12 protein-coding genes are annotated in these 11,903 nt (G+C 69.8%); 6 read left to right on the top strand and 6 right to left on the bottom strand.

Annotated elements, in window-relative coordinates; all coding sequences use genetic code 11:
- Nucleotides 1–33 precede the first annotated feature (33 nt).
- Both ACILR4_RS14040 and ACILR4_RS14035 read left to right on the top strand, forming a co-directional pair.
- A complete protein-coding gene (locus ACILR4_RS14040; RefSeq protein ID WP_395701487.1) occupies nt 34–762 on the top strand; it encodes a PEP-CTERM sorting domain-containing protein in 729 nt (242 codons plus the stop codon).
- A gap of 156 nt (nt 763–918) precedes the next feature.
- Nucleotides 919–3,732: a S8 family serine peptidase gene (locus ACILR4_RS14035; RefSeq protein ID WP_395701486.1), complete on the top strand. Its 2,814-nt coding sequence runs from the start codon at nt 919–921 to the stop codon at nt 3,730–3,732.
- Between the two features lie 68 nt (nt 3,733–3,800).
- On the opposite strand, the gene ACILR4_RS14030 is transcribed toward ACILR4_RS14035, so the two are convergent.
- Together ACILR4_RS14030 and ACILR4_RS14025 are read right to left on the bottom strand one after the other, a co-directional pair.
- Nucleotides 3,801–3,977, bottom strand: a complete 177-nt coding sequence (locus ACILR4_RS14030; protein WP_395701485.1) for a hypothetical protein — start codon at nt 3,975–3,977, stop codon at nt 3,801–3,803.
- A gap of 75 nt (nt 3,978–4,052) precedes the next feature.
- Nucleotides 4,053–4,925 (bottom strand): DMT family transporter, encoded by an 873-nt coding sequence (locus ACILR4_RS14025; RefSeq protein ID WP_395701484.1) that lies wholly within the window; start codon nt 4,923–4,925, stop codon nt 4,053–4,055.
- Nucleotides 4,926–5,018: 93 nt separating this feature from the next.
- On the opposite strand from ACILR4_RS14025, the gene ACILR4_RS14020 reads away from it, so the two are divergent.
- Complete coding sequence (locus ACILR4_RS14020; RefSeq protein WP_395701483.1) at nt 5,019–5,477, top strand: hypothetical protein; 459 nt, start codon at nt 5,019–5,021, stop codon at nt 5,475–5,477.
- A gap of 16 nt (nt 5,478–5,493) precedes the next feature.
- On the opposite strand, the gene ACILR4_RS14015 is transcribed toward ACILR4_RS14020, so the two are convergent.
- Nucleotides 5,494–6,228, bottom strand: a complete 735-nt coding sequence (locus ACILR4_RS14015) for an aldolase (protein ID WP_395701482.1) — start codon at nt 6,226–6,228, stop codon at nt 5,494–5,496.
- Between the two features lie 88 nt (nt 6,229–6,316).
- Here ACILR4_RS14015 and ACILR4_RS14010 point away from each other — a divergent pair, with 88 nt between their 5' ends.
- From ACILR4_RS14010 to ubiM, 3 genes are read left to right on the top strand one after another with little or no spacing between them, the layout of a single operon-like run.
- Complete coding sequence (locus tag ACILR4_RS14010) at nt 6,317–6,775, top strand: RidA family protein (protein ID WP_395701481.1); 459 nt, start codon at nt 6,317–6,319, stop codon at nt 6,773–6,775.
- Nucleotides 6,776–6,783: 8 nt separating this feature from the next.
- Complete coding sequence (locus ACILR4_RS14005) at nt 6,784–7,266, top strand: disulfide bond formation protein B (RefSeq protein WP_395701480.1); 483 nt, start codon at nt 6,784–6,786, stop codon at nt 7,264–7,266.
- Between the two features lie 56 nt (nt 7,267–7,322).
- Complete coding sequence (gene ubiM, locus ACILR4_RS14000; RefSeq protein ID WP_395701479.1) at nt 7,323–8,531, top strand: 5-demethoxyubiquinol-8 5-hydroxylase UbiM; 1,209 nt, start codon at nt 7,323–7,325, stop codon at nt 8,529–8,531.
- Here the strand turns inward: ubiM and ACILR4_RS13995 are convergent.
- The 3 genes from ACILR4_RS13995 to ACILR4_RS13985 form a co-directional block, all read right to left on the bottom strand.
- Nucleotides 8,507–9,220 (bottom strand): PEP-CTERM sorting domain-containing protein, encoded by a 714-nt coding sequence (locus ACILR4_RS13995; protein WP_395701478.1) that lies wholly within the window; start codon nt 9,218–9,220, stop codon nt 8,507–8,509. The genes ubiM and ACILR4_RS13995 overlap by 25 nt on opposite strands.
- A gap of 173 nt (nt 9,221–9,393) precedes the next feature.
- Nucleotides 9,394–10,710: a cellulase family glycosylhydrolase gene (locus ACILR4_RS13990; protein ID WP_395701477.1), complete on the bottom strand. Its 1,317-nt coding sequence runs from the start codon at nt 10,708–10,710 to the stop codon at nt 9,394–9,396.
- Nucleotides 10,711–10,844: 134 nt separating this feature from the next.
- Nucleotides 10,845–11,900, bottom strand: coding sequence for a 2-oxoacid:ferredoxin oxidoreductase subunit beta (locus ACILR4_RS13985; RefSeq protein WP_395701476.1), 1,056 nt, complete (start codon nt 11,898–11,900; stop codon nt 10,845–10,847).
- Nucleotides 11,901–11,903 lie beyond the last annotated feature (3 nt).

Raw genomic sequence — 11,903 nt, 5'->3', positions numbered from 1 at the left:
ATCCTGACCCACCCTCACAGGAAGTTTTTGCCCATGCTCAAGCGCACCCGCTCCCTCAAGTCGACTGCCCAGCGAACCCTCGGCACGCTGGCCGTCGCCCTTTCCGCCACCTTCGGCCTGTCGGCCCAGGCGGCCCTCGTCAGCGAGCTCGGCGATGCCGGGCAGACGCAGGGCACGGCCCAGGTCACCACCGGCAACGGCGGGTCGATCAGCAGCATCTTCGGCTCGATCGCCTCGACCACCGACGCCGACCTGTTCGTCATCTACATCGCCAATCCGGCACAGTTCCGCGCAACGACCGACAACGCTGGCACCGATGCGGGCCTGGACACCGAGTTGTTTCTGCTGACCCTGGCAGGTGCGCCGGTGTATCTGAACGACGACGACCCGAGCGGTACCACGCTCGGCTCGACGCTGCCGAACGGCGACGCGCTGGGTCCCCAGAGCGCCGGCCTGTACATCCTTGGCATCTCGATGAGCGGCTACGACCCGGTCAACAGCAATAACCAGCTGCTGTTCGCGAACGGGCTGCCGACCGACTTGCGCGGCCCCGCCGGCGGTCTCCAGCCGAGCGTGTTGGGCGGCTTCGACGGCGGCGGCTTCTTCGATCCGGGCAACTACGAGATTCAGCTCCGCGGCGCCAGCTTCGCAGTGCCCGAGCCCGGCAGTGCGGCCCTGGTGCTGCTGGCCGGCGGTGCACTGTTCGGCGTGAGCCGCCGGCGCACCACCCAGGCCAAGGAAAGCAATACCGCTTCCGCCTGAGTCCCCAACGGGGCCGCCCCAACCGGGCGGCCCTTTTTGTTTCCCCGGGCACGACCCGACCAAGAACCTAGACGAGGACACTGTTCAATGGATAAGCAAGCAGGACTTCATCGCGTTTTGTCCGCCATCGCGGCCCGCACGTGGCCGGTTGGCGCCTTGTTGATCGCCGCCAGCGCCGCGCACGCCACGCCGGTACCGCAGAAGCTCGGTGGCGCGCTGCAGGAGCTGGCGGCACGCCAGTTCACCGCCGCCAATCCGCAGAGCGCGCTGGCACAGCAGCGGCGCGCCGCCGCCGCCATCAGCGGCGAGCAGATGACCGCCAGCGACACCGACTCGGTGATGCGCGACGAGCTCGGCCGCGTGCTGGTGAACATCCTGGTCGACGGCTCGGCCTCGCACGACCGCGTGCGCGCGCTGGTCGACGCGATTCCCGGCGTCAAGATCTCTGCCGAAGACAAGGGCTATCGCGCCGGCATCATCGAAGGCTTCGTGCCCGAGGCCGCCTTGATCCCGCTGGCCAAGCTGCGCGGGATCTCGGCGATCCATCCGGTGGTGCGCCCGGTCACCAACGTCGGCGCGGTCACGCAGCAGGGCCTGGTGCAGCACCGTGTCGACCAGATCTCGCAGGACGGCACCGGCATCACCGTCGGCGTGCTGTCCGACTCGTACAACACCGCCCGCTACATCGTCGGCACGACGACGACGCTGACGGTGCGCGAAGCACAGGACATCGCCAGCGGCGACCTGCCGGGCCCCGGCAACCCGGCCGGCAACACCACGCCGGTGACGGTGCTGAAGGACTACGGCACCTACCCCAACACCTCGGCCACCGATGAAGGCCGCGCGATGGCCCAGCTGGTGCACGACATGGCACCGAAGGCCCGCCTGGGCTTCGCCACCGCCTTCGACGGTGACGTGGCCTTCGCCAACAACATCCGCGCGCTGGCCGGCGTGCAAGGCCTGCCGAACTCGCGCCCTGACTTCGCCGCGCAGGTGATCGTCGACGACGTGCAGTATTTCAACGAGGGCATGTTCGCCGACACCATCATCGCGCAGGCGGTGGACGACGTGACGGCGATGGGCGTGTCCTACTTCTCCTCGGCCGGCAACACGCCACCGACGCAGGGCTATGCGTCGGACCTCCGCATCGTGCCGGTGGGCCCGAATGCCACCGCGGGCACCAACATCAACCTGACCGGCGTGCCGGCCAACCTGTACGCGGGCGGCTTCCACAACTTCCGCAGCGACGGCACGCAGGACATCGCGCAGACCGTCACGCTGTCGAACCGCCAGCTGCGCTTCGTGCTGCAGTGGGATGATCCGTACGACGTGACGCCGACCACTCTGGGCCCGGTCGTGCTGCAGCAGCCCGGTGCATTGACGAACGCTGCGCCAACCTTCAACACCACATTCAACAATCCGGTCGCAGGCAAGCAGTACCAGGTCGACGTGCAGGGGGTCTCCGACTTCGGTGGCGACCTCGATGTCATCGTCGCCATCATTCAGCCGGATGGCACGACCTTGCAGACCATTGACACGGGTGCGGGCGAGACCTTCTCGTTCTTCGCCCCGCAGGCCGGTACCTACACGATCCGCGTGACCGGGTTCAACAACGACCGCGGCACCTTCACCGTGACGGTCAATGAAGGCAGCGGCGTCTCCAAGATGACCAGCGACTTCAACGTGCTGTTCTTCCGCCCGGACAACGGCGCTTACCTCGGCGCCGTGGCCGAGAACAACCTGGCGAGCAACCGCCCGGTGGAACTGCCCGGCACGCTGACCTTCCCGACCGGCCTGACGCAGGTGCAAATGGTGATTGCCCGCGCGAACACGCCGAGCGCACCGCAACCGGCTTCGCGCCTGCGCTACAAGGTCCTCAATGCGGCGTTCCCGGCAGAGTACGTCTCCTACAACACACCCATCACCTACGGCCACAACTCGGCCGCGGGTGCCAACGGCGTGGCCGCGTACAGCCCGTTCCAGCCCAACATTCCGGAAGACTTCACGTCCACCGGTCCGGTGCGCATCGTCTGGGACCGCAACAACAACCGCATCCCGGATGCCCAGCAGGTGCGCCTGAAGCCCAACCTCGCCGCGATGGACGGTGGCAACACCACCTTCTTCAGCAGCGACACGGGCCGCGACCTGGACGCCTTGCCGAACTTCTTCGGCACCAGCGCGGCAGCGCCGAACGCAGCGGCCATCGCCGCGCTCGTGCTGCAGGCCAAGGGCGGCCCGGGCTCGGTGACGCCGGCGCAGATGCGCACGATGCTGCAGAACAGCGCCTTCCCGCACGATCTCGATCCCTATCGCGCAACGGCAGCGGCCGTGGCGTTGCCCAACCGCGGCAAGGTGTCGATCGCGATGGACGGCGACAACTCGGTGCAATCGGTCAGCGATGCCAATGGCACGACGATCGCCTACACCGGGACCAGCAGCATCACCAGCATCACGTTCAATGCGCAGAACGGCAACCCCGGCGGCGGCAACGTGTCGAACCCGAGCACGCCGGGCCTGGTGTACGACACGCGCAGCGTGGCGGCCGGCGGGCAGCCGTTCATCGTCGGCAGCGGCAGCGTCACGGCCGCCGACGCGACGGCGACCTTCAGCAACCCGGCGCCCGCACCGTCGGTGGCCGGGATGTACTACACGGTCAAGATCGACTTCACGCCGGGCGTGTTCACCGGGGGCAAGACCTTCAAGTTCGGCCTGGACCGCGACGAGTACCGCTCGGCCTTCCTGCCGCCCAACGGCGATTCGCGCAACGGTTCGTCGGCCGACCTGGCCGGCTCCGGCGTGCGCATCCCGGCCGGCACCATCGCCACCGGTGGCATCACCTTCACCGGCACGCTGGCCGATGGCTCCACCTTCAGCGGCGTGATGACCAACCGCATCGGCGCGGGCTACTCGTTCCTGGACGGCTTCGGCTTCATCAACGCGCAGAGCGCGGTGAACCAGCCGCTGCCCTGAACGAGAAGGCACCGGGGTGCCAAAAAGGGCGGTGGCAACACCGCCCTTTTTTCATGTCCCCGCGGCTGTCAGTGCGGCGCCTGCGGCTGCAGCAGCCGCTGCACGGCGCCCACCAGGGCCTCATGCTCGTCGCGGAAGCCCAGGCCCTGCAGCGCGCCGCGCAATTCCTCGCTGAAGCCTTGCGGGCCGACTTCGCGCAGTTGGCGCAGCAGTTCGGCCCAGGCCGTCTCTTGTTCGATCATCATGCGGCGATGCTAAGCAGCCGGCCCGGCGCCGGCCGGTGACTTTTTTCCCTCGCCGCCCCCCCGGGCTCAGGGGAGTCAGCCGCGGCGCCGCAGGTTCAGTGCATTGGCCGCCAGGATCAGCGCGGTGCCGGCCACCGTCAGCGCGTCGATGCGCTCGGCATACACCAGCCAGCCGGCCAGCGCGGTGAGCGGCACGCGCAGGAAGTCCATCGGCACCACCACGGTGGCATCGGCATGGCGCATGGCCCGGGTCATGCAGTAGTGCGAGAAGGTGCCGCAGAAGGCGATCAGCAGCACCCAGCCCCACACGGTGGACGAGGGCCAGCGCCAGACCGCCAGCGCCGGCACGATGCCGATCAGGCTTTGCACCACCAGCATCCAGAAGATGATGACCACCGCGTCGTCGCTGCGCGTCAGCGACTTCACCAGGATCACCGACACCGCGAAGCCCAGCGCCGCCGCCAGCGCGATGGCCTGGCCGGGGCTGATGCCGCTGCTGGCGGGCCGCACGATCACGGCCACGCCCATCAGGCCCACCACCACCGCCACCAGCTTCCAGCGCGTGAGCCGCTCGCCCAGAAAGGCCGCCGCCAGCAGCACCGTCCACAGGGGCATCGTGAACTCGATGGCCACCACCTGGGCCAGCGGAATCAGCGTCAGCGCGACGAACCAGCCGTACTGCGCCGCGTAGTGCACCGCGTTGCGGCCGGCATGCTGCAGCAGCCGTGCGCTGCGCATCGAGCGCAGGCCGCCATGCGCGCGCACCAGCGGGTACAGCAGGCCCATGCCGATGACCGAGCGCATCAGCATGATCTGGAACACCGCCAGTTCGCGCGTGGCCTGGCGGCCCGCGACCGCGATCACCACCATCAGCGAAAGCCAGCCGCCCATCCACAGCGCGGCCTTGCCGAGGGAATGGGCGTCGTCAGGGGTCGAGGGGGTCGTCAAGCGTCGGTATCCGCAGCATCATTGGGCCGCCAGCACGGCCGGGCCGGCAGTGTAGGTCGGCTGGCATATCCTCATGGTCCGGGAGACGATGCGATGAGCCCTGCCCCCTCCGCCCCGGCGCCGACCCAGCTGCCCGAGGCCGTGCGCCAGGCGCTGCAGCGCGGCAACCTGTTCGACGCGATCAAGCTGATGCGGCAGTCCGGCGTCACCAACCTGGGCGAGCTGCGGGCCGTGCTGGAGGCCGAGGCGCGGCGCGCCACGGCCGGCAAGCCGCCGGGCGCCGCCAAGGGCACCACCGCCAGCACCACCGCCTCCGGCGACGCGGCCCGTTCGACGCGCCGGCCACCGGCCAGGCCGGCACGTCCGGTGGCGCCCGTCCCCGAGGCCCAGCACCTGCCACGCCCCGCGACCATCGAGGACCTGACCCCGCGCGACGGCCTTTCGCCCGGCGAAGTGCCGCGCAGCAGCGAGCTGCCGTGGTGGCTGCTGATCATCGCGGTGATCGCCGGCGGCCTGCTGATGCACCTGTGGCGCCGCGGCGGCGACGTGTGACGGGCGCCTGCCGCCGCTACAGCGTGCGGCGCAGGGCCTCGAAGAACAGGCTCGACTGCTGCCGCTCGCCCTGGATCTGCCCGGCCACGCGGCGCGTCAGGGCCTCGTCCACCGGCGCCAGGGGCAGCCCGGTGGACAGCGCCAGCACCATCAGTTCGCAGGCCCGCTCGAGGTAGTAAAGGTCGTCGTAGGCGTAGGCCAGCTGCTCGCCGCAGACGATGACGCCATGGTTGCCGAGGAACACGATGTCGGCCCCGGCCATCGCCCGCGCGATGCGCTCGCCCTCGGCGGTGTCGAGCGCCAGACCGTTGTACTGCGCATCCACCGCGATGCGGCCGTGGAAGCGCATCGCGTTCTGCGAGCTGCGGGTGTCCAGTGCGCGCTGCGTGGTCAGCGTCAGCGCGGTGGCATGCGGCATGTGGGTGTGCAGCACGTGGGTCTTGCCGGCCATGCGGTGCACCGCCGCATGGATGAACATCGCGGTGGGCTCCACCTCGTGCCGGCCGGCGAGCCTGCGGCCCTGGGCGTCGACCATCACGATGTCGTCGGCCTGCACCTCGCGCCACAGCAGGCCGCGCGGGTTCAGCAGGAAGCGCGCGGAGCCATCGGGCAGCGCCGAGCTGAAGTGGTTGCAGACGCCCTCGGCAAAGCCGTGGTGCGCCGCGGCGCGCAAAGCCAGCGCCAGGTCTTCGCGGGCCCGCCGCACCAGCGGCGAGGCGTAGTCGTGCAGGTCGGTGGATGGGCTGTTCATCGGGCCGATTCTGGCCTGTCGCGGCACGGGGATCATGCGCCGCGTGTACGATCCCGTTCCCCTCGAACTCCGCACGCGTGTGGCCACCATGTCCGTCTACGACAAGATCTCCCAGCTCGGCATCACCCTGCCGCCGGTGGCCGTGCCGGCCGCGGCCTACGTGCCCTTCGTGCGCACAGGCAACCTGGTGTTCATCTCCGGCCACATCGCCAAGAAGGCCAACGGCGAACCCTGGGTCGGCACGCTGGGCCTGACGATGACCACCGAGGAAGGCAAGCAGGCCGCCCGCGCGATTGCGATCGAGCTGCTGGGCACGCTGCAGGCGGCGGTGGGCGACCTGAACAACGTGGTGCGCATCGTCAAGCTCATGAGCCTCGTGAACTCGACCACCACCTTCACCGAGCAGCACCTGGTGACCAACGGCGCCTCGGAGCTGTTCGCCGAGGTCTTCGGTGCCGCCGGCCAGCATGCGCGCAGCGCGTTCGGCGTGGCACAGATCCCGCGCGGCGCCTGCGTCGAGATCGAGATGATCGTCGACGTGCGGTGACCCGCCCGATGTCCCGGCCCGCCTCGACCGACCGGCTGTTCGTCGCCCTCGCCGTGTTCGCATTCGGCGCGGTCGGCGCGGCACTGGTCTCGCAACACGTGTTCGACATGCAGCCCTGCCCCTGGTGCGTGCTGCAGCGCCTGATCTTCGTGGCCGTGGGGCTGGCCGCGCTGCTGGGGCTGGCCTGGCGCACGGCGCTGGGCCGGCGCATCGGGGCGCTGCTGGCCGCCGCGTTCGCCGCCTGCGGCATCGGCGCCGCGCTGTGGCAGCACTTCGTCGCGGCCGCCTCGGCCTCCTGCAAGGAGACGCTGGCCGACCGCATCGTTGGCGGCCTGGGGCTGGACAGCCTGTGGCCCGAGGTGTTCGCGGCTTATGCCAACTGCGCCGAGGCCAAGGTCGACCTGTTCGGCCTGCCCTACGAGTTCTGGAGCCTGGCGCTGTTCGTGCTGCTCGGCGCCGCCGCGCTGCGCCTGATGCGCACGCCGCGCTGACACGGGTCCTGACGCAGCGCAAGGCGGCCGGCACGGCCACCGGGCAGCATGCGCGGATGACCCAAGACAGCGATGTGTTGATCGTCGGCGCCGGCCCGGCCGGGCTGGCGCTCGCGGTCGCGCTGGCCGATGCCGGCCTGCGCAGCCTGGTGCTCGAACAGCAGCCGCTGTCCGCGCTGGAACAGCCCGCCGAGGACGGCCGCGAGATCGCGCTGACGCACCGTGCGCGCCGGCTGATGCAGGCCTGGGGCTTGTGGCAGCGGCTGCCCGAAGAGGCCATCGCGCCGCTGCGCGAAGCCCGCGTGCTCGACGGCGAAGCGCCGACCACGCTGAGCTTCGGCGCCGGCGACCGCCGCGGCCAGGAGGCCCTGGGCTGGCTGGTGCCCAATCACCTGATCCGTGCCGCCGCGCTGGCCGCTGCGCAGGCCCACCCCTCGGTGCAGCTGCTGGGCGAGGCCCGCGTCAGCGCGCTGAGCCTCGGCAGCCACGGTGCCCGGCTGCACCTGGCCGACGGCCGCGACGTCAGCGCGCCGCTGGTCGTGGCCGCCGACAGCCGCTTCTCCGGCACGCGGCGCCTGGCCGGCATCGGCGCCTCGATGCACGATTTCGGCCGCAGCGTGGTGGTGGGTCGCGTCGCCCGCAGCGCGCCGGATGACGGCATCGCCTGGGAGTGCTTCCGCTATGGCAACACGCTGGCGCTGCTGCCCTTGAACGGCGGCCTCAGCTCGGCCGTGGTGACGGTGGACAGCCGCCAGGCCGCCGAATGGCTGGCGCTGGACGATGCGGCCTTCGCCGCGCGCATCGAGGCCCAGGCCGGCGGCCGGCTGGGCGCGCTGCAGGCGGCCGGTCCGCGCCACCATTACCCGCTGGTGGCCGTGTATGCCCACCGCTTCGCGACCCATCGCTGCGCGCTGATCGGCGATGCCGCGGTGGGCATGCACCCGGTCACCGCGCACGGCTACAACTTCGGTCTCTATGGCGTCGAGGCCCTGGCCGATGCCTTGCGCCAGGCCCGTGTGGCCGGCCAGGACATCGGCAGCCTGGCGGCGCTGCAGCCCTTCGAGCGGCGCCACCGGATGGCAACCTTGCCGATCTACCTCGGCACCAATGCCATCGTCTCGCTGTTCACCGACGAACGCACGCTGCCCAGGCTGGTCCGCCGCACGGTGCTGTCGGCCGCTGCGCAGGCGCCGCTGCTGGGCGGCGCGATCCGCGGGATGATCACCCGGCAGCTGATGGGTCAGCGCTGGCGCGAGGCGCGCTGACGCGCAAAGAACGCGGCCATCAGGCCCAGGGCGACCAGCACCAGGCTGGCCGGCTCGGGCACCGTCTGGCCGGCCGGCGGGTTGCGCACTGCGAGCAGGAAGTCCTGGCTGCCGGCCTTCTCCAGCGCATAGACGCTGAACAGGCTGGTCGTGACGCCGGCCGCGCCGGCCAGCAGCGCATTGGCCTGCGTCTTGTACGCGCTGGTGTCGGCGAAGCTGCCGCTGGAAACGGTGAAGTCGGTGTCGTACACCAGGTTCCACACTGCCAGCTGCATCGCGGTGGATTCGGCCGCGGTGTCGACCATCGTCGGGTTGGCGCTGACGTAGGTCAGCAGCTTGCCCAGCGCGGTGGACTTGCTGGCGTCGCTGTAGCGGCCGCCGAAATAGCTGGCGCCGTCCACCACGTTGTACTGCAGCATCGGGTTGCTGCTGAACGAGAAGTGCTCGGTCAGCTCGATGCAGTAGGTGTTGAACGCGCTGGTGTCGAACTTCCCGCCCGGCGTGCCGCTCAGCGAGCCGGTGAAGCCACCGGCCGCGCCGGCGTAGCTCTGGCCGATGCCGTAGGTGGCATGGACGCTGTTGCCGCTGCCATAGGTCCAGCCTGTGAGCGTGACGTTCGCGGCCGAGGCCGCCAGGGCGGCGCCGGACAAAGCCAGGGCCGTGGCCGCGCGGGCCATCCAGAGATGCATGTGCTTGTTCCCAACGAAGTGCTTGTCTCGCCTGGCTCGGCGAGATCAGTGCATCGGAGGATACGGATACAAGCAGTTTCAAACCACCCCGCGCTCCGGGAGGCCGCGCCCCGCCTGCGCATACTTGCCGTGAGCGATGTCACGACAAGCCGCGGCAGTGCCGGTGGCGGCCGTCACCAATGCCCACCGAGCGTCGCGTACAGGCGGATCACCGGATCGTTCGGCGAGGGCTGGTTCGGGTCCTCGCGCACCAGCATGCGGTCATTGTTGCCGCCGGCGTTGTAGGACCAGCGGCTCCAGTGCAGCTTCTGCGTTTCGAAGTAGCGCAGCAGGTCGCCCTCGTAGCGCAGCTGGCCGATCGCCTGGCTGCTGGCGCCGAACTGGTCGACGTACAGCGGCACCTGGTAGTCGCCGCGGAACTTGAGCGGCCATTGCAGGTACCACGCGATGAAGCCGGGGCTCAGCGTCTTCGGGTAGTTGTCCGTCTCCCTGCGGCGGTCGTTGAACACCTGCTCCATGTCCTGCCCCGGCTTGCCGCCGTCCAGCAGCGATTGGTAGCCGTCGGGCGGGTTGGCCATCGGATAGGCGGGCTTGGTGTCGTCGACGGTCCAGCTGCCGTCCTGCACCCATTCCTTGGGCATCAGGAAGTTCACCTCGTAGATCAGCCGGTTGCGGTAGAAGGGCAGCAGCTCGGTGGCGTATTCGGGCCGCGCGTACTCCATCGTGTCGTAGTTGTAGTCCGGGCCGACGAAGAACGGCGTCACGCTGTCCAGGCCGCTCAGGTTGTCCATCAGCGCCTTCTGGAAACGCAGCAGCGTCATCACCCGGTCCGGGTCGCCGGTCTTGTTGACGCTGGGCTCGGCCAGCAGCCCATAACCCGCAATGTAATCGTCCGCGTGGTAGCGGGCGACCAGCGTGCGCCAGGCCCGCTGGTAGTAGGCGAAGTCGGCGCAGCGCGTCGGCTCCGTGCAGTCCAGCGTGATCTTGGTGATGTCGTAGAAGGCCGGATCGTTGGCAACCTTGTCGTTGGCCCGCATCTCCAGCAATATCCAGATCTTGCGGGCCTGAAGCAGCCGCACCCATTCGTCGATCTGCGCCAGGTAGTTCGGGTCGAAGCCGGTGTCGTTGTCGGCCCGGTTGTCCGGGATGTACGAGATGCGCAGCCGTGCCAGGTTCATGCCGAACTTGCCGGCCAGGGCGTCCGCATCGGCCGCCGTCAGGCCTTCGAGGTTGGCGCCGCGCAGCCGTATCGGCTGGCCGTCCGGGCCGTGCAGGTCGCTGCCGTGGATGCTCAGCCGCAGCGGCCCGCAACCCTCCGGCGGGCAGGCCGTCTTGCGGGGCGTTGCGCTGTTGGCCTGGCGTAGCGAGTCAACCGGGGTGGCCGCCGTGTCGCTGCCGCCACCGCAGGCGGCCAGCAAGGCCGCGGCGGCCAGCGTGGCGGCCTGCAGGCCGCGCCGGAACCGGCGAATCGGGTGCGGAAGTTCGCGCATCGGGTAAGCCTCCAAGGTGCTTGTCAGACAGGCACCTTAGGCAGGGCCGCGGCGCTTCGCCAGCGGCACCCCGGCGAACGGTTGATCGCTCGCCGCGAGGCGTTGTCCGCGGCCCGCGAACGGGCGCGCAGTCCTCAGCGCAGAGAAGCGTTGAGCTTGTCGAGCGCAGCCGCGCCCGGGCACAGCTCGGCCTCGCCAAGCTGGTTCAGCGGCCTGGCCACCGTGTTGAGGCCGTGGTGCATGTCCTGCGCCCGCGGGTCGACGTAGAGCAGCCCCGTCACCACCTCGCCCTGTGCCTGCAGCGCCTGCACCTGGGCCATGGCCTTGACCCGGTCGGTCGGGTCGTAGTCGGCATGCAGCTTGCGCAGCCGCATCACCGTGCCATCGGGCTGCGGCAGCATGATCACCGCGCCGGGTTCGGGCTCGGCGTGGATTTCGGGCGCCAGGTCGATGAAATCGATGCGGCTGACCGCGTCGTTGTGCTCGCGCACATGGTCGTAGCTGCGCGTGCTGCCGGCGTGGTTGTTGAAGGCCACGCAGGGGCTGATGACGTCGATGAAGGCCGCGCCGCCATGCGCGATGGCGCCCTGGATCAGCGGCACCAGCTGCGCCTTGTCGCCCGAGAAGCCGCGCGCCACGTAGGTGGCACCCAGCTGCAGCGCCATGCCGATGAGGTCGACCGGCGCATCGGGATTCACGACGCCCTTCTTGCTCTTGCTGCCGCGGTCGGCGGTGGCCGAGAACTGGCCCTTGGTGAGGCCGTAGACGCCGTTGTTCTCGACGATGTAGACCATGCGCACGCCACGCCGCATGGCATGCGCGAACTGGCCCAGGCCGATGGAGGCCGAATCACCGTCGCCCGAGACACCCAGGTACAGCAGCTCGCGGTTGGCCAGGTTGGCGCCGGTCAGCACGCTGGGCATGCGGCCGTGCACGGTGTTGAAGCCGTGGCTGGCGCCGAGGAAGTAGTCCGGCGTCTTCGAGCTGCAGCCGATGCCCGAGAGCTTGGCCACGCGGTGCGGCGCGATGTCCAGGTCCCAGCAGGCCTGGATGATGGCGGCCGAGATCGAATCGTGGCCGCAGCCGGCGCACAGCGTGGAGATCTTGCCTTCGTAGTCGCGCCGCGTGTAGCCGACCTTGTTGGTCTTCAGGGTCGGGTGGTGCAGCCGGGGCTTGGCAATGTAGGTCATCGG

Source organism: Aquabacterium sp. (assembly GCF_044226965.1).
Lineage (GTDB): Bacteria > Pseudomonadota > Gammaproteobacteria > Burkholderiales > Burkholderiaceae_C > Pseudaquabacterium.
This window is presented reverse-complemented; position numbering and strand designations above follow the sequence as displayed.

What these genes read in the sequence shown, in the direction of transcription:
- ACILR4_RS14040 (WP_395701487.1), top strand. Translation starts at nt 34, where the DNA reads ATGCTCAAGCGCACCCGCTCCCTCAAGTCGACTGCCCAGCGAACCCTC.
- ACILR4_RS14030 (WP_395701485.1), bottom strand. Translation starts at nt 3,977, where the DNA reads ATGATGATCGAACAAGAGACGGCCTGGGCCGAACTGCTGCGCCAACTG.
- ACILR4_RS14020 (WP_395701483.1), top strand. Translation starts at nt 5,019, where the DNA reads ATGAGCCCTGCCCCCTCCGCCCCGGCGCCGACCCAGCTGCCCGAGGCC.
- ACILR4_RS14015 (WP_395701482.1), bottom strand. Translation starts at nt 6,228, where the DNA reads ATGAACAGCCCATCCACCGACCTGCACGACTACGCCTCGCCGCTGGTG.
- ACILR4_RS14010 (WP_395701481.1), top strand. Translation starts at nt 6,317, where the DNA reads ATGTCCGTCTACGACAAGATCTCCCAGCTCGGCATCACCCTGCCGCCG.
- ACILR4_RS14005 (WP_395701480.1), top strand. Translation starts at nt 6,784, where the DNA reads ATGTCCCGGCCCGCCTCGACCGACCGGCTGTTCGTCGCCCTCGCCGTG.
- ubiM (WP_395701479.1), top strand. Translation starts at nt 7,323, where the DNA reads ATGACCCAAGACAGCGATGTGTTGATCGTCGGCGCCGGCCCGGCCGGG.
- ACILR4_RS13995 (WP_395701478.1), bottom strand. Translation starts at nt 9,220, where the DNA reads ATGCATCTCTGGATGGCCCGCGCGGCCACGGCCCTGGCTTTGTCCGGC.
- ACILR4_RS13990 (WP_395701477.1), bottom strand. Translation starts at nt 10,710, where the DNA reads ATGCGCGAACTTCCGCACCCGATTCGCCGGTTCCGGCGCGGCCTGCAG.
- ACILR4_RS13985 (WP_395701476.1), bottom strand. Translation starts at nt 11,900, where the DNA reads ATGACCTACATTGCCAAGCCCCGGCTGCACCACCCGACCCTGAAGACC.